The following is a 21,460-nucleotide window of genomic DNA, read 5'->3' as shown; positions in this document are numbered from 1 at the left end:
GCCGGAGCACGCTCATTCGTCGGCGATCGCGGCGTTTGTATAGACTTCCTGCACGTCGTCCAGATTTTCCAGCGCGTCGAGCAGCTTCTGCATTTTCACGGCGTCGTCGCCGGTGAACTCGACTTCCGTCTGAGGCTTCATCGTCACCTCGGCCACTTCGGCCTTGAAGCCCGCGGCTTCGAGCGCGGCCTTCACCTTCGGGAAATCGTTCGGCGGGCACAGCACTTCGATGCTGCCGTCGTCGTTCGTGACGACGTCGTCGGCGCCGGCTTCGAGCGCGGCTTCCATCAGCTTGTCTTCGGCCGTGCCGGGCGCGAACAGGAACTGGCCGACGTGATCGAACATGAACGACACCGAGCCGTCCGTGCCCATGTTGCCGCCGTTCTTCGAGAACGCGTGACGCACTTCCGCGACCGTGCGGGTGCGGTTGTCGGTCATCGTGTCCACGATCACCGCCGCGCCGCCGATGCCGTAGCCTTCGTAGCGGATTTCTTCGTAGCTCGCGCCGTCCACGCCGCCCACGCCGCGCTGGATCGCGCGGTTGACGTTGTCTTTCGGCATGTTGGCGTCGTACGCCTTTTCGACGGCGAGCCGCAGACGCGGGTTCGAGTCGATGTCGCCGCCGCCCATGCGGGCCGCGACCTGAATTTCCTTGATGAGCCGCGTCCAGACCTTGCCGCGCTTGGCATCGGCCGCTGCTTTCTTATGCTTGATGTTGGCCCATTTCGAATGACCCGCCATACCTTTCTCCGTCGCGCGCGCCAGCGGGGCGCACGCATAGTGCAATTGTCGTTGCGAAGTCGGGCGCTCGCGTTGCGCGCCTCGATGTCAAACCGTGGTGTGAGACCGCCGGCGGCGGCCCGTCCGAACTAGCTGCCCGTGTCACCCGGCTGCAGCCTGCTCACGCTGCGCCGGGCCCGGCGCAGCGGGGCCGAAGGTCGGCGGCGCGGTGGGGGCGGGGCGGCTGGCGTGCGGCAAACCCGGCGCCGGCTCTGCAAGCTTTGCGCACAGGCGCGATGCGCCAGATGGCGGTACAGACGGTGCAGGCGCAGACGCGGATTGGGCCGCTTCTGGAGCGGATTCGAATTTTATCACGCCGCCGGGGCGCGGCAGAGGGTGACGTGGCCGGAAACTGCGCGCAAAGCGCACGGACACGAGGGTGAGGCGGCGTTGCGCACCCGCCCCCGGCATTTTTCCGGGCCGTGCTCAGGCGGCTTCCAGCCGGCCTTCAGTTCTTCGTGCCGAACAGCCGGTCGCCGGCGTCGCCCAGACCCGGCACGATGTACGCGTGCTCGTTCAGGTGCGAATCGAGCGACGCGACGTACAGCTTCACGTCCGGATGCGCGTCCTGGAACACCTGCACGCCTTCGGGCGCGGCGACCAGCGCGAGGAACATGATGTTCTCGGCGGCGACCTTGCGGCGCTTGAGCACGTCGACCGCATGCACCGCCGAGTAGCCGGTCGCGACCATCGGATCGCACAGGATGAACACGCGGTCCTCCAGATCCGGCAGCCGCACCAGATACTCGACCGGCCGGTGATCTTCGGCGCGGTACACGCCGATGTGGCCCACCCGCGCCGACGGCACCAGCTCCAGCAGCCCGTCCGACATGCCGATCCCGGCGCGCAGCACCGGCACGATCGCGAGCTTCTTGCCGGCGATCACCGGCGCGTCGATCTCGACGAGCGGCGTGGTGATGCGGCGCGTGGTCATCGGCAGGTTGCGGGTGATCTCGTAGCCCATCAGCAGCGTGATTTCGCGCAGCAGCTCGCGGAACGTGCGTGTCGACGTGTCCCGGTCGCGCATGTGCGACAGCTTGTGCTGGATCAGCGGGTGATCGAGGATGAAAAGATTGGGAAAACGGCTGTCCTGGGTCATGGCGGGGGCGCGGAGGGCGCAAGAGGGATCGGTTCGGGAATCGTTCGGCGCGCCGCCCGGTCCGCAAAGCAGCGGGCCGGCGGACGCGCCACGGCGCAAGTTTACCGAAAGAGTGCCGCCCGAAGATACCGGAGATTGCAGCGGGTGGGCGCAGTCCGGCACCGATTCTTCTAGAATCAGGGGAATCTTTGCAACGCCATGGCGCCGACGCGCCACGACTACGCCACGAGGGCACACACATGGACATGGGAATCGCAGGACGCACCGCGCTGGTTTGCGCGGCCAGCAAGGGTTTGGGACGCGGCTGCGCGGAAGCGCTCGCCGCCGAGGGTGTCAACCTGACGATCGTCGCGCGCACCGCCGAAACGCTGGAGGCGACCGCCGCCGAAATCCGTAAGCAAAGCGGCGTGGAAGTGAAGGCGGTGGCGTGCGACATCACCACGCCGGAAGGCCGCGCCGCGGCGCTCGCCGCCTGTCCGCAGCCGGACATCCTGGTCAACAACGCGGGCGGGCCGCCGCCGGGCGACTTTCGCAACTTCACGCACGAGGACTGGATTCGCGCGCTCGAAAGCAACATGCTCACGCCGATCGAGCTGATCCGCGCGACCATCGACTCGATGAGTGCGCGCGGCTATGGCCGTATCGTCAACATCACGAGCTCGGCGGTGAAGGCGCCGATCGACGTGCTGGGCCTGTCGAACGGCGCGCGCTCGGGGCTCACCGGCTTTGTCGCAGGGCTCGCGCGCAAAGTCGCGCCGACCGGCGTGACGATCAACAACCTGCTGCCGGGGCTGTTCGACACCGACCGCATCGCGGTGACGTTCGAGGCGCAGGCCAAGGCGCAAAACATTTCCATCGACGACGCGCGCAAGCAGCGCATGAAGACGATCCCCGCCGGCCGCTTCGGCCATAGCGACGAATTTGGCCGGGCGTGCGCGTTCCTGTGCAGCGTGCATGCCGGCTACATCACCGGGCAGAACTGGCTGATCGATGGCGGCGCGTATCCCGGCACGTTCTGAGCGGACGGCTGCCGAAGCGGCCAACGCGGCACGAGCAGCCGCTTCGGCCTCGCAACGAAACGAAGCACCACGACACAACAACGACAATCATCACGGTTTCAGGAGTCTTACGTCATGACCACCCGCATCGCGCTGATCGCGCACGATCACAAGAAGGACGACATCGTCAAACTGGCCGGCGAATACGTCGATACGCTCAGGCGCTGCGAGATCGTCGCGACCGGCACGACCGGTGGACGCATCAGCGACGCGCATGGCCTCATGGTCGAGCGGATGCTGTCGGGCCCGCACGGCGGCGACCTGCAGATCGGCGCGCAACTCGCGGAAGGGCGGGTGGACATGGTGATCTTCCTGCGCGACCCGATGACGCCGCAGCCGCACGAACCGGACATCAACGCGCTGGTGCGCGCGTGCGACGTGCACAACATTCCGTGCGCGACCAACATCTCGACCGCGCGCATGGTGCTCGACGTGCTGACGTTGCGCCTCAATCAACAGTCTGACGGCGCGCTCGCGGCAACCTGAAAAAAGCTCGAACAACACCCGCCTCAAGAGGAGACATGATGGCCAAAGCAATCCGATTCGACAAAACCGGCGGCCCGGAAGTGATGAAATGGGTCGACGTCGAAGTGGGCGAGCCCGGCGCGGGCGAGATTCGCATCCGGCAGACGGCGGTCGGGCTGAACTACATCGACGTGTATTTCCGCACGGGCTTGTATCCGCAGCCGTTGCCGGGCGGCCTCGGCATGGAAGCGGCCGGCGAGGTCAGCGCGGTCGGCGCGGGCGTCACGGGGCTGAAGACCGGCGACCGTGTCGCCTATGTCGCGCGCCCGCCTGGCGCGTATGCGCAGGAGCGCGTGCTGCAGGCGGCGCAGGTCGTCAAGCTGCCCGACGCATTGAGCGACGAGCAGGCCGCGTCGGTGATGCTGCAAGGCCTCACCGCCCAGTATCTGCTGCGCCGCACGTATCCGGTGAAGGCCGGCGACACGATCCTGATCCAGGCCGCGGCGGGCGGCGTCGGTCTGCTGGTGTGCCAGTGGGCCAAGGCGCTCGGCGCGACCGTGATCGGCACGGTCAGCTCCGATGAAAAAGCCGCGATCGCGAAAGCGCACGGCTGCGATCACGCGATCGTCTACACGCGCGAGAACTTCACGAAGCGCGTACGCGAGATCACCAACGGCGCGGGCGTGCCGGTGGTGTACGACTCGATCGGTAAAGATACGTTTACGGGCTCGCTCGATTGCCTCGCGCCGCTCGGCCTGTTCGTGAGCTTCGGCAATGCATCGGGGCCGTTGCCGCCGATCGACTCGTCGGAATTCGCCGGACGCGGCTCGCTGTTCTTCACGCGCCCGACGCTGTTCACCTATATCGCGAAGCGCAGCGACTACGATGCAATGTCGGCGGAACTGTTCGACGTGCTGCTGTCGGGCAAGGTCAAGACGAGCATTAATCAGCGTTACGCGCTGGCGGATGTCGGTCAGGCCCATGCGGCGCTCGAAGGCCGCCGCACCACGGGCTCGACGGTGCTGATGCCGTAAGCGAATAGCAGCGCGCCGCCGCTTTGATGCGGCAGATGCAGCGAATGCGGCGGCAAGCGCCGCACGCGAAGCGACACGTGCACGACATGTGCGCAACAAGCGAGGCCGTTCCATCTTTCGATGGAACGGCCTTGTCCGTTTACACGATCTTTATACCCGCGCGCCCACCTTTGACCCGGCCTTTACGCCCCAAGGCTTACCGTTGCATCTATCCAAAGTCCGTGAATGGGGAAGAAAAATGGATGTGCTGTATGTCGGGGGGCTGGTGCTGTTTGCCGCGCTGACCTTTGCATTGATTAGCGGCTGCGAGAAGCTGATGCAGTTTCGCCGTGGCCAGGGAGCGCGCTCATGAACTGGATTCTCTGGTTGTCAGGCTCGGCCACCGCGCTGCTGTTTATTTACCTTGTCTATGCGCTGTTGCGCGCGGAGGACATTGAATGAACTCGAACAATGTCCTGCAGGTGGGCCTGTTCATCGTCGTGCTGCTGGCTGCCGCCGTGCCGCTGGCGCGCTATCTGGCCGCGGTGATGGACGGCAGCTCGTGCGTCGTCCGGCTGGGCGGCCCGCTCGAACGTCTGCTGTATCGGATCGCGGGCGTCGACCCGTCGACGGAAATGGGCTGGAAGCACTACGCGATCGCGACGATCGCGTTCAACGTGCTCGGTGTGGGTTTCCTTTACGTGCTGTTGCGCGTGCAAGGCTGGCTGCCGGGCAACCCGCAGCAGTTCGGCCCGATGACGGTCGACGGCGCGTTCAATACGGCGGTCAGCTTCGTGTCCAACACGAACTGGCAGGACTATACGCCTGAACAAACCGTCAGCTATCTGACGCAGATGCTCGGCCTGACCGTGCAGAACTTCCTGTCTGCGGCCACCGGCATCGTGGTGGTGATCGCGCTGATGCGCGGCTTCGCGCGCCACACCGCGCAAACCATCGGCAACTTCTGGGTCGACATCACGCGCGTGACGCTGTACGTGCTGCTGCCGATGTCGATGATCATCGCGGCGCTGCTGATGAGCCAGGGCGTGATCCAGAACTTCAAGGCCTATCAGGACGTGCCGACGCTGCAAACCACCACCTACGCCGCACCGAAGCTCGATGCGCAAGGCAGTCCGGTGAAGGACGCGAAGGGCAATCCGGTCACGGTCGATACGCCGGTGAAGACGCAAACCATCGCGATGGGTCCGGTTGCGTCGCAGGAAGCGATCAAGATGCTCGGCACCAATGGCGGCGGTTTCTTCAACGGCAACTCGGCGCATCCGTTCGAAAACCCCACGCCGTTCTCGAACTTCCTGCAGATGCTCGCGATCCTCGTCATTCCGGCGGCGCTCGCACTGTTGTTCGGGCGGATGATCGGCGACCGCAAGCAGGGCGTGGCCGTGCTCGCGGCGATGACGATCGCGTTCGGCGTGTGCGTGGTCGGCGAGATCAGCGCGGAGCAGGGCGGCAATCCGGCGCTCACCGCGTTGCACGTCGATCAGTCGGCGAACGCGTTGCAGTCGGGCGGCAATGCGGAGGGCAAGGAAACGCGCTTCGGCATCGCGCAGTCGGGCATCTTCACGGTCGCGACCACGGCGGCTTCGTGCGGCGCGGTCGCCAATACGCACGACTCGCTGACGCCGATCGGTGGCCTCTATCCGATGCTGCTGATGCAGCTCGGCGAAGTGATCTTCGGCGGCGTGGGTTCCGGCATGTACGGGATGCTCGTGTTCGCTTTGCTGGCCGTGTTCGTCGCGGGCCTGATGATCGGCCGCACGCCTGAATACGTCGGCAAGAAGATCGAGGCGTACGAGATGAAGATGGTGTCGATCGTCGTGCTGCTCACGCCGCTGCTGGTGCTGGTCGGCACGTCGATCGCGGTGCTCACCGAGGCGGGCAAGGCCGGCATCGCGAACCCCGGCGCGCACGGTTTCTCCGAAATCCTCTACGCGTTCAGCTCGGCGGCCAACAACAACGGCAGCGCGTTTGCGGGTCTGACGGTCAGCACGCCGTTCTACAACTGGCTTACCGCCATCGCGATGTGGTTCGGCCGCTTCGGCACGATCATTCCGGTGCTCGCGATTGCCGGCTCGCTCGCCGCGAAGAAGCGCATCGGCGTGACCGGCGGCACGCTGCCCACGCACGGCCCGCTGTTCGTCGTGCTGCTGCTCGGCACGGTGCTGCTGGTCGGCGCGCTCACTTATGTGCCTGCGCTCGCGCTCGGCCCTGGCGTCGAACATCTGATGATGATGGGCGCCCATTGAGGCCGCCCATGCGAACCAACGGCTCATAAGCGCAAACGGGATATTCGAGGATTCAATGACTGAACATAATGCAACCCGGTCCATGTTCGACCCGGCGCTGCTGCGCCCGGCGATCGTGGACTCCTTCAAGAAGCTCACGCCGCGCACGCAGTTCCGCAATCCGGTGATGTTCTGCGTGTACGTCGGCAGCATTCTGACGACCATTCTGTGGATCGCCGCGCTCGGCGGCCAGGCCGAGGCGCCCGCGGGCTTCATTCTCGCGGTCACGCTGTGGCTGTGGTTCACAGTGCTGTTCGCGAACTTCGCGGAAGCGCTCGCCGAAGGCCGTTCGAAGGCCCAGGCGGCGTCGCTGCGCAGCGCGAAGAAAGACGTGATGGCCAAGAAGCTCAACGAGCCGCATCCGAAGTCGCCGATTCGCATTACCACGGCGACCGATCTGCGCAAAGGTGACGTCGTGCTGGTCGAAACTGGCGACGTGATTCCGGCCGACGGCGAAGTGATCGACGGCGTCGCGTCGGTCGACGAATCGGCGATCACGGGCGAATCCGCGCCGGTGATCCGCGAGTCGGGCGGCGACTTTTCGTCGGTGACGGGCGGCACGCGCGTGCTGTCCGACTGGATCGTGGTGCGGGTCACGGCGAATCCGGGCGAAGCGTTTCTCGACCGCATGATCGCGATGGTCGAAGGCGCGAAGCGTCAGAAGACGCCGAACGAAATCGCGCTGACCATCCTGCTGGTCGCGTTGACGATCGTGATGCTGCTCGCCACCGCGACGCTGCTGCCGTTCTCGATGTTTTCGGTTGAAGCCGCGAAGGCCGGTCACGTGGTGACGATCACCGCGCTGGTCGCGCTGCTGGTGTGCCTGATTCCGACCACCATCGGCGGGCTGCTGTCGGCAATCGGCGTGGCCGGCATGAGCCGCATGATGCAGGCCAACGTGATCGCCACCTCGGGCCGCGCGGTCGAAGCCGCCGGCGATGTCGACGTGCTGCTGCTCGACAAGACCGGCACGATCACGCTCGGCAACCGTCAGGCGTCGCAATTCGTGCCCGCGCCGGGCCTGACCGAAGAAGCGCTCGCGGACGCCGCGCAACTGTCGTCGCTCGCCGACGAAACGCCGGAAGGTCGCAGCATCGTCGTGCTCGCCAAGCAGCGCTTCAACATCCGCCAACGCGATATGGCGTCGCTGCATGCGGTGTTCCTCGGCTTCACCGCGCAGACGCGGATGAGCGGCGTCGATCTGCATCCCACGGGGACTTCGTCCGGGGCGCCGGGCCGTGAAATCCGCAAGGGCGCGGCCGATGCGGTGAAGCAATACGTCGAAGCCAACGGCGGCCGTTTCCCGAGCGAAGTCAACAATGCCGTAACCGAAGTTGCGCGCCGCGGCAGCACGCCGCTGGTGGTCGCGGAGAAGGGAGAGCACGGCGCGCGCGTGCTCGGCGTGATCGAGTTGAAGGACGTGGTGAAGGGCGGCATCAAGGAACGCTTCGCCGAACTGCGCAAGATGGGCATCAAGACGGTGATGGTGACCGGCGACAACCGGCTCACCGCGGCGGCGATCGCAGCGGAGGCCGGCGTCGACGACTTCCTCGCCGAAGCGACGCCGGAAGCGAAGCTCGCGACCATCCGCGCGCACCAGGCCGAAGGGCGCCTCGTGGCGATGACCGGCGACGGCACCAACGACGCCCCGGCGCTCGCGCAGGCCGATGTCGCGGTGGCGATGAACACCGGCACGCAGGCCGCGAAAGAGGCCGGCAACATGGTCGACCTCGATTCGAATCCGACCAAGCTGATCGAGATCGTCGAGATCGGCAAGCAGATGCTGATGACGCGCGGCTCGCTCACCACGTTCTCGATCGCCAACGACGTCGCCAAGTACTTCGCGATCATTCCGGCCGCGTTCGCCACCACCTACCCGGCGCTGAACGCGCTGAACGTGATGCATCTGGCGACGCCCGCGTCGGCGATCATGTCGGCAGTGATCTTCAACGCGCTCGTGATCGTGCTGCTGATTCCGCTCGCGCTCAAGGGCGTGCGTTATCGCGCGCTGGGTGCGGCGATTCTGTTGCGCCGCAATCTGCTGATTTACGGTCTGGGCGGGATCATCGTGCCGTTCATCGGCATCAAGCTGATCGATATGGTGCTGGCCGCGTTCGGCTGGGTTTGAGCCGCATCGGCCTAAAAGGAATCAATCATCATGAAAAATCTGTTCCGTCCGTTGCTCGTGATCTTCGCGGTGCTCACCGCGCTCACGGGTCTCGCTTACCCCGCGGTGATGACCGCTTTCGGCCAGGCCGCTTTGCCCGACCAGGCCAACGGCAGCCTGCTCGAGCAGAACGGCAAGCTGGTCGGCTCGCAACTGATCGGCCAGCAGTTCGATGCGCCGGAGTACTTCTGGGGCCGACTGTCGGCGACCAGCCCGATGCCGTATAACGCACAGGGTTCGAGCGGCTCGAACCTCGGGCCGACCAATCCGGCGCTGCTCGACGAAGTCAACGGGCGCCTTGCCGCGTTGAAGGCCGCCGGCACTGACATGTCGAAGCCGGTGCCGGTCGATCTGGTGACGTCGTCGGGCAGCGGGCTCGACCCCGAAATCAGTCCGGCGGCGGCGGCCTATCAGATTGCGCGCGTCGCCAAGACGCGCGGGCTCGCGCCGAACGACGTGCAGGCGCTGGTGGACCGTTATACGACCGGCCGCCAGTTCGGCATTCTGGGTGAGCCGCGCGTGAACGTGCTGAAGCTGAACCTCGCGCTCGACGAGATGAAGCACGGCTAGGCAGCGCGGCCGCGCGCCGCAGCATGCCCAAGGCGGCGTCCGCGAGACGCCGCCTTTTGCCTTTGCTACGTCGCGTCGTGTCGCTGCCTGTTGCGCCGTCATTTGCAGGCCGGCTGCGGCCGTGCCACCATGCCGACACCGCCGCGCGTACGACGATGACAACCCCTACAAGCACTAAGCATGAACCGCCCCGATCCTGACGAACTGCTCGACAAGCTGCAACGCGACGAAGAGAAGCGTCTGCGCGGCAGGCTGAAGATTTTCTTCGGCGCATCGGCCGGCGTGGGCAAGACCTATGCGATGTTGCAGGCCGCGCGCCGCCGCCACGATGAAGGCGCCGACGTGGTGATCGGCATCGCCGAAACGCATGGCCGTAGCGAGACCGCCGCGCTGCTCGAAGGCCTCGAAGTCCTGCCGCTCGCGCATATCGAATATCGCGGCCGCAAGCTCGGCGAGTTCGATCTGGATGCCGCGCTCGCCCGCAAGCCGCAACTGATCCTCGTCGACGAACTCGCGCATTCGAACGTGCAGGGCGCGCGCCATCTGAAGCGCTGGCAGGACGTTCACGAACTGCTCGACGCGGGCATCGACGTGTACACGACGGTCAACGTCCAGCACCTCGAAAGCCTGAACGACGTGGTCGGCCAGATCACCGGGATTCGCGTGTGGGAGACGGTCCCGGATCGCGTGTTCGATCGCGCCGATGAAGTCACGCTGGTCGACCTGCCCGCCGAAGAACTGCTCGACCGGATGCGCGACGGCAAGGTGTACATGCCGCAGCAGGCCGAGCGCGCGGTGCGCAACTTTTTCCGCAAGGGCAACCTGATTGCGCTGCGCGAGCTGGCGCTGCGCCGCACGGCGGATCGCGTCGATGCGCAGATGCGGGAATATCGCGCCGACCGCTCGATTCAGCGCATCTGGCAGGCGCGCGAGCGTTTGCTGGTGTGCGTGGGCCCCGGCCCGGAAGCGCCGGCGCTGGTGCGCGCGGCCGCGCGCCTCGCCGCCAGCCTCAAGGCTGACTGGCTGGCGGTCTATGTGGAAACGCCCGCGTTGCAGCGCTTGCCCGACGCGCGCCGCGAACGCACGCTGAACGCGTTGAAGCTCGCCGCCGAACTCGGCGCCGAAACCGCGACGCTCGCGGGCGCCGATGCGCTCACCGCGCTGATCGGCTATGCGCAGGCCCGCAACGTGTCGAAGCTGGTGGCCGGCGCGCCGTCGCGTACCGGCGTCAAGCGCTGGCTGCGCCGGCCGTTCAGCGAGCGGATCGCGGAGCAGGCGGGCGAGCTCGATCTCACGCTGATTCGCGCATCGTCCGAACACGCGGGCGGCGCGGAGCAGCGCTTGCTGAGCACCACCGCGAACGCATGGCGCGACGCGCTGAGCGCGGCGCGCGAACGCCGTTCGCCGCCGCGCGCGTATGCGCTCGCACTGGCCATCTGCGCGGGCATCACGCTGCTGTCGAGCCAGCTGATCGACCGTATTGATCTGACCAACCTCGTGATGCTGTATCTGCTCGGCGTGATCTTCACGGCAGTGAGGCTGGGAAGGGGGCCGGGCGTGGTGCTGTCGTTCCTCAGCGTGGCCGCGTTCGATTTCTTCTTCGTGCCGCCGCGCATGTCACTGTCGGTGTCCGATACGCAGTATCTGCTGACCTTCTTCGGCATGCTGCTGACGTCGCTGGTGATCAGCCATCTCACGTCGAGCCTGCGCCGCGAGGCGAGCGTCGCGCGGCGCCGCGAGCAGCGCACCGGCGCGATGTACGCGATGGCGCGCGAACTCGCGGCGGCGCTGACCACCGAGCAGATCGTCGAGATCGGCAGCCGGCACGTGAGCGAGGTGTTCGGCGCGCGCGTCGCGATCCTGCTGCCGGACAGCGCCGACCAGGTCAAACAGAAGATCGAGGACCCCGACGCGGCGATCACACTCGAAGGCGAGCTGCTCGATCTCGACGTGGGCCAGTGGGTCTACGATCAGCAGAAGCCCGCTGGCCATGGCACGGATACGTTGCCGGCCGCCAGCGCGCTGTATCTGCCGCTGAAGGCGCCGATGCGCACGCGCGGCGTGCTCGCGGTGGTGCTGCGCGACGAGCGCGAGCTGGACGTGCCCGAACAGCAACGCATGCTCGACGCGTTCGCCGCGCAGATCGCGCTGGCGCTGGAACGGGTGCATTACGTCGACATCGCGCGCGATGCGCTCGTCAACATGGAATCGGAGCGTTTGCGCAACTCGTTGCTGTCGGCGATCTCGCATGATTTGCGCACGCCGTTGACGACGATCGTCGGCTTCTCGTCGATGCTGGCGCAGGGGCGCAAGGGGCACGACGAAGCGCACGCGCAAGCGCAGCCCGGCGACGACCTGGTCGACGCGATCCACGAAGAGGCGCTGCGCATGACGGACATCGTCACGAATCTGCTCGACATGGCGCGCTTGCAGGCGGGCAGCCTGCAACTGAACCGGCAGTGGACGCTGCTCGAAGAAACGGTGGGCGCCGCGTTGCGTGCGTGCCGGCGCGTGCTGGCGAATCATCCGGTGCGCGTCGCGCTGCCCGCCGACCTGCCGCTGCTGCAACTGGATGCCGTGCTGATGGAGCGGCTCTTCTCGAACCTGTTCGAGAACGCGGCCAAGTACACCGCGCCGGACACGCCGTTGACGATCGGCGCGCAGCGCATCGACGCGGACGACAAGCCGCTCGTGCGCGTCACCGTCGACGACGGCGGCCCCGGTCTGCCCGCCGGGATGGAAGCGCGCGTGTTCGAGAAGTTCACGCGCGGCGAGAAGGAATCGGCCAAGCCGGGCATCGGCCTTGGCCTGGCGATCTGCCGCGCGATCGTCGAGGCGCACGGCGGTACAATCGGCGCGCTCAACCGCTTGTCTGCGGATGGCCGTGTCGAAGGCGCGCGCTTCTGGTTCACGCTGCCAATGGACACGCCGCCCGAGGCGCCGGATGCTCTGGAACACGAGGGCGCGGATCCGCTGGCGCAGGCCGGGCTCGAAGCCGATCCGCACGCCGAGCTCCGCACCAACCCCCGAGCCGCCCCCGCCACCCTCAACCCGCTGCCCAAGCCCGCCCATGAGTGACCCGAGCATCACCGTCGTCCTGATTGAAGACGAAAAGCAGATTCGCCGCTTCGTGCGAACCGCGCTGGAAGGCGAGGGCATCGTCGTGCACGACGCCGAAACCGGCAAGCAGGGTCTCGTCGAAGCCGCGACGCGCAAGCCCGACCTGGTGATCGTCGATCTCGGCTTGCCCGACACCGACGGCCTTGACGTGATCCGGGAACTGCGCGGCTGGAGCCAGCTGCCGGTGATCGTGTTGTCGGCGCGCACCCAGGAGAGCGAGAAAGTCGCCGCGCTCGATGCCGGCGCTGACGATTACCTGACCAAGCCGTTCGGCGTGTCCGAATTGCTCGCGCGCATCCGCGCGCAGATGCGGCGGCGCAATCACGGCGGCGCGAACGAGTCGCCGCAGGTGCGCTTCGGCGAGGTCACGGTCGATCTCGCGTTGCGCCAGGTGACGCGCGACGGCGCCGCGATCCATCTGACGCCAATCGAATACCGGCTGCTCGCGACGCTCGTGCGCCATGCCGGCCGCGTGTTGACGCACCGGCAGTTGCTGCGCGACGTGTGGGGGCCGTCGCATGTGGAGAGCCATCACTATCTGCGCATCTACATGGCGCATCTGCGCGGCAAGCTGGAGCGCGATCCGGCGCAACCGGAACACATCATTACGGAAACCGGCGTCGGCTATCGCCTCGTGGGCGCGGTGTGAGGCAGCCGCGAAGCAACGAATGAGCCGCTTCGATATAATTACGCTTCGTAAGGACGACCTTACGCTTTTGCTACGAACGGGGACGGCCCCATCTCATCATGGAGCTGTCTCATGTCCTGGTTTCTTCTATTGATCGCCGGTTTGCTCGAAGTCGCGTGGGCGGCCGGCCTCAAGTCCTCCGAAGGTTTCACCCGCCTGTGGCCGTCCGTGTTCACGGCCGTGACCGCGCTCGGCAGCTTCGCGCTGCTCGCCGTCGCGATGCGCCAGTTGCCGCTCGGCACCGCCTACGCCGTGTGGACGGGGATCGGCGCGGTCGGCGCGTTCATCTTCGGGATCGTCATGATGGGCGAGGCGTTGAGCGTCGCGCGAGTCGCCAGCGCGGCGTTGATCTTGATCGGTCTGATCGGGCTGAAGCTGTCGTCCGGGCATTGAATTGCGCGCGTCGCGCGCTGGCATCGAGGCCCCATGCAGTTCGATAAGCCCCGGTTAGTCTGCGCCATCGGGCAAGCCAAAGCGGCCCCGCCCCGCGATTGATCCCCGCCGCCGTTTCTTCGCCGCTCTACGTTCTGCGAATTATCGTGGCTATAATGAAACCGAATCCAACCTGACACTGCCCGCGGCCTCTATGGCGCGGCCGGCTTGGCGCGGGTCTGACGACTTCGGTGCGGGGCCTCTCCGGGCTCCAGGCTTTATCGGCTGCCGAAGCGCCCGGCACGCACAGCGCGCCTGGAGGCGGCCATGCTCGAATCACTTTCGCTTGCTGCTGGCCTTTCGTGGGGCAGCGGTCTGCGCCTCTATCTGACGGTGCTGCTGGCCGGCGTGTTCGAGCGTCTCGGCCTGATCCATCTTCCCGATACGCTGTCTGCGCTGTCGTCGCCGTGGGTGATCGGCGCGGCGGCCGTGCTGACGGTCACCGAATTCCTCGCCGACAAAATCCCCGCGTTCGATTCGTTGTGGGACGCGATCCATACCTTCATCCGCATTCCGGCCGGCGCCGTGCTGGCAGCCGGCGCGCTCGGCCATGCCGATCCGGCGCTGCTGACCGTCGCCGCGCTCGCGGGCGGCACGCTGGCGGGCACCGCCCATCTGGCCAAGGCGGGCACGCGCGCGCTGATCAATCTGTCGCCGGAACCGGTGTCGAATGTCATCACCTCGACCGCGGAAGACGGCCTCGTGTTCGGCGGCATGCTGCTCGCGCTGTTCGTGCCGCTCGTTTTTCTGGTATTGATGGTGGGTTTCCTGATGCTGGCCGGCTGGGCGTTGCCCCGGCTCTGGCGCGGCGTGCAGGTCGGGTTTCGCGGCATGGCCATGCACATGGTGTCGCGTTTTGCCAGGAGCAGGCACGATTGAGCGATAGGGTACGGGGTTCCACGGCGCGCGCCAGGTCAACGCCGGCGCGCCGGTTCGGCGGCAGGGATCTGCTGCGTCAGGCTATCCGCATGACGGCGCGCGACTGGCGCGCGGGCGAATTGACGATGCTGCTGCTGGCGCTGGTGCTGGCCGTCGCGGCGTTGTCGAGCGTCGGCTTCCTCGCCGACCGCCTGCATCAGGGGCTGGAGCGCGACGCGCGGCGGATGATCGCCGCCGACTTCATCGTGCGCGCCGATCATCCGGTCGATCCGCAATTTGCCGCGCAGGCCAGGGCGTTCGGTTTGAACACCGCCAGCACGGCGATTTTCCCCAGCATGATCAATTCGACCAGCGCGCAGCCGGTCTCGCGCCTCGCCGCGATCAAGGCGGTGTCGCCCGGCTATCCGCTGCGCGGCGCGGTGCGGATCGCGCCGGCACCCGGCACGCCGGACCATCCCGCGCAGTCGATTCCGGCACCGGGCACCGTCTGGGTCGACCAGGCACTGCTCGACGCGTTGAAGCTGCATGTGGGCGATACCGTGAAAGTCGGCAATCGCAGCTTCACGGTCGGCGCGCTGATCACGCGTGAACTGGACCGCGGCTTTTCCTTCATCAACTTTTCGCCGCGCTTGATGCTGCGCGCCGACGAAGTCCAATCGACCGGTCTCATCACCTTCGGCAGCCGCGTGACCTACCGGCTGCTGGTGGCGGGCGCGGATGCGTCGGTGGCCCGTTTCGCGCAGTTCGCGCACGACAAGGTGGACGGCGGCAAGATGCGCGGCGTCGCGCTCGAATCGTTGCAGGAGGGCCAGCCGCAAGTGCGCCAGACGCTCGATCGCGCGGGTCATTTCCTCACGCTCGTGTCGCTGCTTACCGCGTTGCTCGCAGCCGTGGCGATTGCGATGGCCGCGCACCGGTACATGCGCCGGCATCTGGACGGCTGCGCGGCGATGCGCTGCCTCGGCGTCAGCCAGGCGGCACTGCGCGCGCTGTTCACGCTGGAGTTCGTCGGGCTCGGTCTGGTCGGCGGCGCGCTCGGTGTCGCGCTCGGTTATCTCGGGCATCTCGCGTTGCTGACGTGGCTCGGCAGTCTGATCGATGTCGCGCTGCCGTACCCGAGCGCGTGGCCCGCGCTCGAAGGCATCGCGGCCGGGCTCGTGCTGTTGCTGGGTTTCGCGCTGCCGCCGTTGCTGCCGCTCACGCGCGTGCCGCCGGTACGCGTGCTGCGCCGCGAATGGGGCGAAGCGGGGCGCACCGCCTGGGCTGCCTACGCGCTCGGCATCGTGCTGTTCGCCGCGCTGCTGATCGTCGCGGCGGGCGAGCTGAAGCTCGGCGGGATCGTCGCGGGCGGCTTCGCGGGCGGGTTGTTGGTGTTCGCGTGCATCGCGCGGCTCGCGCTGTGGGGCGCGGCGCGGGTCGTGCGCAGCGAGCGCGTGAACGCGGGCATCGGCTGGCGTTATGCGCTGGCGTCGCTCGAGCGGCGCAGCAGTGCGAGCGCGTTGCAGATCACCGCGCTCGGCATCGGCCTGATGTGTCTGTTGCTGATCGCGATGACGCGCAACGACCTCGTGGAAGGCTGGCGCAAATCGACGCCGCCCGATGCGCCGAACGAGTTCATCATCGACATCCAGCCCAATCAGCGCGACGCCGTCACGCACTATCTGGACACGCACGGCGTGCCCGGCACGGTGCTCTCGCCGATGGTGCGCGGGCGGCTCACGGCGATCAACGGCAAACCGGTCAATCCGGACTCGTTCAAGGGCGAGGACGCGAGGCGTCTGGTGGACCGCGAATTCAACCTGTCCTACACGACCGAGCTGCCCGACGACAACCGCATCGCCGCCGGCACGTGGTACGGCGACACGAAGACGCCGCAAATTTCGATCGAGCAGGGGCTCGCCAAGCTGATCAACGTGAAGCCCGGCGACGTGCTGCGCTTCGACGTGACCGGCCTGCAGATCGACGCGCCGGTGACGAGTGTGCGCAAGCTCGACTGGGGGTCGTTCAAGGTCAACTTCTTCGTGCTGATGCCGCCCGCCGCGTTGCAGGATTTCCCCGCGACGTTCATCACGAGCTTCCATTTGCCGCAGGACAGGCAGTCGACCATCGACGGCCTGATCGGCGTCTATCCGAATCTCACCGCGATCGACACCGGTCCGATTCTCGCGCAGATTCAGCGCGTGTTGCAGCAGGTGATCGGCGCGGTGCAGTTCCTGTTCGCGTTCACGCTCGCGGCGGGCGTGCTGGTGCTGTACGCGGCGCTCGCCGGCACGCGCGACGAGCGTATGCGAGAATCCGCGCTGCTGCGCGCGCTCGGCGCGTCGCATCGGCAGGTGCGCACGGTGCAGATTGCCGAGTTCGTCGCGGTGGGCGCGTTGGCCGGCTTGATGGCGGCGATCGGCGCGCAGGTGATCGGCTGGGTGCTGGCGACCCGCGTGTTCGAGTTTTATCTGAGCTTCGATCCGTGGCTGCTGCCGGCGGGCGTTGCCGCGGGCGTCGCGTGTGCCGGCGTGGGCGGCTGGCTGAGCCTGCGGCATGTGCTGGCGCGACCCGCGTTGCAATCGCTGCGGGACGCGTGATTTTTATTTCTGGTTGACGAGCGGGTTATGAGCGATTTGAACGACGAAGTGTCCACGGCGCAGCCGACGGCCTTCGAACTGGTGGGCGGCGAAGCGCGGGTGCGCGAACTGGTCGACCGGTTTTACGACCTGATGGATCTGGAAGCGGATTTCGCCGGGATTCGGGCTTTGCATCCGGAGTCGCTCGACGGCTCGCGCGACAAGTTTTTCTGGTTCCTGTGCGGCTGGATGGGCGGCCCCGATCATTACATCAGCCGGTTTGGCCATCCGCGCTTGCGCGCGAGGCACCTGCCGTTTGCGATTGCGTCGAGCGAGCGGGATCAGTGGCTCAGATGCATGGCGTGGGCGATGGAGGATATCGGACTGGCAGAGCCGCTGCGTGAACGTCTGCTCGGTTCGTTTTTCGAAACCGCCGACTGGATGCGCAACCGCAATGGCTGACGAGCCGGTCGGCGCGCCGTACTCGATGCTGGCGGACTACGCGGCGCTCGCGCCGCAGGCGCGCGAGGTGCTCGACTGCTGGTTCGGCGCGCCGGACTCGGCCGCCTTTGGCGAGGAACACAAGCGCTGGTTTTCCCGCGACGAAGCGTTCGATGCGATGCTGCGGGAGCGCTTCGGTGCGCTGATCGATGCGGCCAATGACACGACGGGCAGCGCCGCCCTCGACGACTGGCAGACCACTCCGCTTGGCGCGCTGGCGCTCATCATCGTGCTGGATCAGTTTTCGCGCAATTGCCATCGCAACACGCCGCGCGCGTTTGCCGCCGATCAGAAGGCATTGCGTGTCGCGCAACGGATGATCGCAAGCGGCGCCGAGCGGCTGCTGCCGAGCGCGCATCACCGCGCATTTGCCTATCTGCCGTTCGAACACGACGAAACGCTCGCCAGCCAGCGCGAGTCGCTGCGGCTGTCCAAGCAGCTGCAAGCGGAACCGGGTGGCGAGTCTTACTACCGGTTCGCGGTGCGGCACGCGGAGATCATCGAGCGCTTTGGGCGCTTTCCACATCGCAATGCGGTGCTTGGGCGCGCGTCGAGCGCGGAGGAAATCGCGTTTCTGCGCGAACCCGGTTCGTCGTTCTAGGCAGCCGAAGATAAGCCAACGCGCGCGGGCGCTGCCGCGCTAATTGCGTGGCGCCGCAGCCGGAGTGGTGGTAGCGGGCGTACGCACGAACACCCGCAACAGTTCATCCGTATCCCCCGGACGCGCGCCCGACCAGAACAGGCGCCATTCGCCCTGCGGTGCGCGCGCATGGTCGCGGCGGCTTTCGTCGATCAGCCACGTGCATTCGGTGTTGCGCGTGTCCGCAGCCGGCTGATGCTCGATACCGGTGTAGTAGTAGAGCATCGGCGCTTCGGATTCGCCCAGCCCGGCACTAGCCATGCAATCGCCGTCGTTCCACTCGATATTCATCTTCGCCGCCAGTTCTTCGAACACCGAGCGGTAGCTCTTCGCATAGTCGAGCCATGGCAGCAGCAACGTGCTCACCAGCCCCCACGCGAGCGTCGCGCCCGCGCACCAGCTCAGCACGCCGCGCCACTTGCCGCTGTGCTTGAAGAGCGGCAGCAGCCATAGCCAGCCGAAGGTCATCAGCAGGGCGGCGGCGACCAGCACCGGTTTGACCGGCAACACCCAATCGAGCGGCAGCCAGCGGCTGAGCAGGTGCAACTGCGCATGCGTGTGCGTCGGGCTGCTCATGATCGACCAGATGATCCACGTGAGTGCCGCCGTGCTGCCGAACAGCACGCGGCTCACCATGTCCCAGCTCACATGCAGGCGACGGGGCAGCCTTTCCACACCCTGCATCGCCAGCAATGCGAGTGGCGCGATGAACGGCAGGATGTACAGCTCGCGCACGGTCGCCGAGCTCTGCAACACGGCGAAGCCGATGCCCGCGAAGATCGCCGGCAATGCCACGCGCGGATCGCGCCAGCGCCGCCACGCGCCGCCGGCAAGCGCGGCTAGCGCCAGCGGCACCACCGGGAAGCCGACGCTCAACACCGTGCGCAGCACGAACAGGTGGCTCTCGTTTTCGGAGCCGAGTTCGGCCACCGAAAAACCGAAGTAGCGTCCGACGTTGTTGTCCCACAGCCAGACCTTGAAGAGCGTTTCCGAGCGCAGGTAGAAGCAGATCGGCCAGATCAGCGCGAACGGCGCGCACACCAGCGCGGCGACGCCGAGCGCGCCGGCAAAGCTGCGGCTGCGGCAAGCGGAATACAGCACGAGTACCGCGACGGTGGTCGCGGCGAACACGAGCGGTACGAACAGGCCCTTGGCCAGCAGCGTCACGCCGACCCCCGCGCCGAACATCGCCGCGCCGCTGAGGATCGCATCGCGCCGCGCGCGCGCGTCGACCGGTTGCTCACGCGCGTCGTCGCGCAGATGCACCAACACCAGCTCGAAGAGTCCGCAGAAGCCTAGCGCGGCGCCGGCCATCAGGGCGATGTCGGTCATCAAATCGTGCACGTGCTTGACGACGACAAGCGTGCCGGCGAACAACGCCAGCGTGCCGATCACACGCAGGTCGAACCAGCTCGACGCGTCCGCCGCGCGGCGCGCGATGCGTGCCGTGTAGTAGACCGTCAGTCCGGCGAACAGCGCGCTCGCGAGACGCGCCGCATCGTGCAGCGGCAGATAGCGGCCGAACATCCAGGCGAGGCAGGTGGCGACCCAGTCGTAGATCGGCGGCTTTTCGACGAACGGTTGGCCGGCGTTGGTGGGCACGACCAGATCGCCGGTGTCGAGCATGTGCTGGACGATGCCGAACGTGTAGGTTTCGTCCTGCTTCCACGGCTCATGGCCGAGGGTGCCAGGCAGCAGCCACGCGCACAGGATCGCCAGCGCGACGAGCCATAACAGCGGACGAACAGCGGCGAGCGCGCGCCAGCGGCGCACGCCGCGGGCGGCGCGATCGGTTGCGCCGGCGGGGGTGGCGGCGTCCGGGAAGGCTTTCGCTTCGGCTGTCTGCGCGCCGTGCCCGGCCGCGCGCGCGGCGTCGGCGGGGGTGGTGTGCAACCGGCTGTCGAGCGGGTTGTGAAGCGGGCCATGCACCGGGTGGGGCAGCGCTCCGCCGCGCGGGACCGAATGTGGAGGCTCTTGAGCGCCGCCTGCGGTAACGGCGGGCGCGGATGTCGTCGTTGCGACATGTGTCGCGCGCCACGGCGCGGCTGGTTTTTCTAGCATGAAAATCTCTGGTCGCCGCACGCGGCGGCATGGGCCGCGTACTGATGTTATGGCAGTGCGTCGCCTGCTATTGCACGCGATCGGATGCGATTGTAGTCGCGAATTATTACGGCCGATTACAGAAAAGTCCGAATGTGTTGGCGATACATGCGCAAACGCACGCACTCGTCGTCAAATCGACGGAAATTCGTAGTTCGGGGGATGGGAAGCGCGGGGGAAAGGGGCGGCCGCGGGCCGCGCCTTGAAAACGGGCGTGACTCAGCGTCCGCCGGAAACGTCGAGTAGCGCGCCCGTCACATAGGACGCTGCGTCGCTCAGCAACCAGACGATGGCTTCGGCCACTTCGCCGGCGCTGCCGGGGCGGCCGAGCGGCGTGGTCGCGCCGAGCTGCGCGGCGCGCTCGGGCTTGCCGCCGCTTGCGTGGATCTCGGTATCGATCAGGCCGGGGCGCACCGCGTTCACGCGCACGCCCTGCGGGCCGAGTTCCTTGGCGAGGCCGAGCGTCATCGTATCGACGGCGCCTTTCGAGCCGGCGTAGTCGACGTATTCGTTCGGCGAGCCGAGGCGCGCCGCCGCCGACGAAACGTTGACGATCACGCCGCCCGCGCCGCCGCGATCCGTCGACATGCGCCGCGCGGCTTCGCGCGCGCACAGATACGCGCCGAGCACGTTGACGTCGAACATCCGCTTCAGACGCGCGAGGTCCATGTCGGCGAGCTGGCTCGACGGCGCGACGATCCCGGCGTTGTTGACGAGCGCATCGAGCCGGCCGGACTTTTGCTGAAGCGCGTCGAACATCGCGATCACATCGGCTTCGTTGGCGACGTCGCCTTCGATCGCCAAAGCGTGGCCGCCGGCGCGCTCGACTTCGGCGACGGTGTCCCGGGCGGCGGCCAGATTGCGCGCGTAGTTCACGCCGACGAACCAGCCGCGAGCGCCAAGCAGACGCGCGGTCGCACGGCCGATGCCGCGGCTGCCACCAGTGATCAGAACGGCTTTCGTCATCGCAACCTCATCGTTCGCGTGAGGGCCGTGCGAAGCGCGGCCGGTGTTGCAGGCGCCTGAACGCGGCGTAGTGGAATCAGGGCGGGGCACTCAGAGCTGTGGCAAGTTCAACCGGGTCGCG

At 66.9% G+C, this 21,460-nt stretch carries 19 protein-coding genes; 15 read left to right on the top strand and 4 right to left on the bottom strand.

Going from position 1 to position 21,460, the window contains the following annotated elements; translation table 11 throughout:
- Positions 1 to 12: 12 nt before the first annotated feature.
- Together FVF58_RS31965 and upp are read right to left on the bottom strand one after the other, a co-directional pair.
- Entirely contained in the window at positions 13 to 741 is a 729-nt protein-coding gene (locus FVF58_RS31965; protein WP_149673766.1) for a YebC/PmpR family DNA-binding transcriptional regulator, read from the bottom strand.
- A gap of 487 nt (positions 742 to 1,228) precedes the next feature.
- Positions 1,229 to 1,879 carry a uracil phosphoribosyltransferase gene (upp, locus tag FVF58_RS31960; protein WP_149673805.1) on the bottom strand — a complete coding sequence of 217 codons (651 nt, stop codon included), beginning with the start codon at positions 1,877 to 1,879 and terminating at the stop codon, positions 1,229 to 1,231.
- A gap of 239 nt (positions 1,880 to 2,118) precedes the next feature.
- Between upp and FVF58_RS31955 the strand changes: the two genes are divergently transcribed.
- The 15 genes from FVF58_RS31955 (at position 2,119) to FVF58_RS31885 (ending at position 18,234) form a co-directional block, all read left to right on the top strand.
- Positions 2,119 to 2,898, top strand: a complete 780-nt coding sequence (locus FVF58_RS31955; RefSeq protein ID WP_149673765.1) for an SDR family oxidoreductase — start codon at positions 2,119 to 2,121, stop codon at positions 2,896 to 2,898.
- Between the two features lie 114 nt (positions 2,899 to 3,012).
- Positions 3,013 to 3,423 carry a methylglyoxal synthase gene (locus FVF58_RS31950; protein ID WP_149673764.1) on the top strand — a complete coding sequence of 137 codons (411 nt, stop codon included), beginning with the start codon at positions 3,013 to 3,015 and terminating at the stop codon, positions 3,421 to 3,423.
- A 38-nt stretch (positions 3,424 to 3,461) separates the two neighbouring features.
- Positions 3,462 to 4,436, top strand: coding sequence for a quinone oxidoreductase family protein (locus tag FVF58_RS31945; RefSeq protein WP_149673763.1), 975 nt, complete (start codon positions 3,462 to 3,464; stop codon positions 4,434 to 4,436).
- 238 nt (positions 4,437 to 4,674) lie between these two features.
- Complete coding sequence (locus FVF58_RS31940; RefSeq protein ID WP_149673762.1) at positions 4,675 to 4,788, top strand: potassium ABC transporter ATPase; 114 nt, start codon at positions 4,675 to 4,677, stop codon at positions 4,786 to 4,788.
- A complete protein-coding gene (gene kdpF / locus FVF58_RS31935; RefSeq protein WP_149673761.1) occupies positions 4,785 to 4,877 on the top strand; it encodes a K(+)-transporting ATPase subunit F in 93 nt (30 codons plus the stop codon). The genes FVF58_RS31940 and kdpF overlap by 4 nt, the downstream gene beginning before the upstream one ends.
- Positions 4,874 to 6,679, top strand: a complete 1,806-nt coding sequence (gene kdpA / locus FVF58_RS31930) for a potassium-transporting ATPase subunit KdpA (RefSeq protein ID WP_149673760.1) — start codon at positions 4,874 to 4,876, stop codon at positions 6,677 to 6,679. The genes kdpF and kdpA overlap by 4 nt, the downstream gene beginning before the upstream one ends.
- A 55-nt stretch (positions 6,680 to 6,734) precedes the next feature.
- A complete protein-coding gene (gene kdpB / locus FVF58_RS31925; RefSeq protein WP_149673759.1) occupies positions 6,735 to 8,846 on the top strand; it encodes a potassium-transporting ATPase subunit KdpB in 2,112 nt (703 codons plus the stop codon).
- A 30-nt stretch (positions 8,847 to 8,876) separates the two neighbouring features.
- Positions 8,877 to 9,455, top strand: a complete 579-nt coding sequence (kdpC, locus tag FVF58_RS31920) for a potassium-transporting ATPase subunit KdpC (protein ID WP_149673758.1) — start codon at positions 8,877 to 8,879, stop codon at positions 9,453 to 9,455.
- 180 nt (positions 9,456 to 9,635) lie between these two features.
- Entirely contained in the window at positions 9,636 to 12,533 is a 2,898-nt protein-coding gene (locus FVF58_RS31915) for a DUF4118 domain-containing protein (protein ID WP_149673757.1), read from the top strand.
- Positions 12,526 to 13,224, top strand: a complete 699-nt coding sequence (kdpE, locus tag FVF58_RS31910) for a two-component system response regulator KdpE (RefSeq protein WP_149673756.1) — start codon at positions 12,526 to 12,528, stop codon at positions 13,222 to 13,224. The genes FVF58_RS31915 and kdpE overlap by 8 nt, the downstream gene beginning before the upstream one ends.
- Before the next feature lie 111 nt (positions 13,225 to 13,335).
- A complete protein-coding gene (sugE, locus tag FVF58_RS31905; protein WP_149673755.1) occupies positions 13,336 to 13,656 on the top strand; it encodes a quaternary ammonium compound efflux SMR transporter SugE in 321 nt (106 codons plus the stop codon).
- Positions 13,657 to 13,962: 306 nt separating this feature from the next.
- The gene (locus tag FVF58_RS31900; RefSeq protein ID WP_149673754.1) at positions 13,963 to 14,574 is read left to right on the top strand and encodes a DUF4126 domain-containing protein; all 612 of its coding nucleotides are present in this window, start codon (positions 13,963 to 13,965) and stop codon (positions 14,572 to 14,574) included.
- On the top strand, positions 14,571 to 17,153 hold the full coding sequence (locus FVF58_RS31895; RefSeq protein WP_188130975.1) for an ABC transporter permease: 2,583 nt from the start codon (positions 14,571 to 14,573) through the stop codon (positions 17,151 to 17,153). Before FVF58_RS31900 ends, FVF58_RS31895 begins: the two co-directional genes overlap by 4 nt.
- 27 nt (positions 17,154 to 17,180) lie before the next feature.
- Positions 17,181 to 17,594 carry a group II truncated hemoglobin gene (locus FVF58_RS31890; RefSeq protein WP_149673753.1) on the top strand — a complete coding sequence of 138 codons (414 nt, stop codon included), beginning with the start codon at positions 17,181 to 17,183 and terminating at the stop codon, positions 17,592 to 17,594.
- On the top strand, positions 17,587 to 18,234 hold the full coding sequence (locus FVF58_RS31885; protein ID WP_149673752.1) for a DUF924 family protein: 648 nt from the start codon (positions 17,587 to 17,589) through the stop codon (positions 18,232 to 18,234). Before FVF58_RS31890 ends, FVF58_RS31885 begins: the two co-directional genes overlap by 8 nt.
- A 39-nt stretch (positions 18,235 to 18,273) precedes the next feature.
- Here FVF58_RS31885 and FVF58_RS31880 read toward each other — a convergent pair whose 3' ends face one another.
- Together FVF58_RS31880 and FVF58_RS31875 are read right to left on the bottom strand one after the other, a co-directional pair.
- The gene (locus FVF58_RS31880) at positions 18,274 to 20,334 is read right to left on the bottom strand and encodes an ArnT family glycosyltransferase (RefSeq protein WP_149673751.1); all 2,061 of its coding nucleotides are present in this window, start codon (positions 20,332 to 20,334) and stop codon (positions 18,274 to 18,276) included.
- A 258-nt stretch (positions 20,335 to 20,592) separates the two neighbouring features.
- A complete protein-coding gene (locus FVF58_RS31875; RefSeq protein ID WP_149673750.1) occupies positions 20,593 to 21,339 on the bottom strand; it encodes an SDR family oxidoreductase in 747 nt (248 codons plus the stop codon).
- Positions 21,340 to 21,460: the final 121 nt, after the last annotated feature.

This window comes from Paraburkholderia panacisoli (assembly GCF_008369935.1).
GTDB lineage: Bacteria > Pseudomonadota > Gammaproteobacteria > Burkholderiales > Burkholderiaceae > Paraburkholderia > Paraburkholderia panacisoli.
Note: the sequence above shows the minus strand (reverse complement) of the source record. Positions and strands in the feature narration are given on the sequence as shown.